1 protein-coding gene is annotated in these 245 nt (G+C 65.3%); it reads right to left on the bottom strand.

The features are described from left to right. Positions 1-44: 44 nt before the first annotated feature. Positions 45-245, bottom strand: a 201-nt coding sequence (locus tag KVT37_RS32570; protein WP_217579063.1) for an HU family DNA-binding protein, incomplete at its 5' end; no start/stop codon positions are given.

The raw sequence follows: 245 nt of genomic DNA, 5'->3' as shown, positions 1-245 counted from the left end.
AGCGGCTCCCCCCAAGAAGCCGTTTCTACCCGACGGCGCGGCGCCTATTTGCCGCCGTTCAACCTTTCGCGCCACTCCCTGGCGGTCCTGAAGAACGGCACCCACTTTTCCTCCACCTCGACGGACTCGCCGGTGCGCGGGTTGCGGCCGGTGCGGGCGGGGTGATTTTTCACTGGAAAGGCGCCGAAACCCCGCAACTCGACCCCGTTACCCTCCGCAAGCGCGTCCGTTGTTTCGCCAAAGAT

This window comes from Mesorhizobium sp. GbtcB19 (genome assembly GCF_019091085.1).
Lineage (GTDB): Bacteria > Pseudomonadota > Alphaproteobacteria > Rhizobiales > Rhizobiaceae > Mesorhizobium.
Note: the sequence above shows the minus strand (reverse complement) of the source record. Positions and strands in the feature narration are given on the sequence as shown.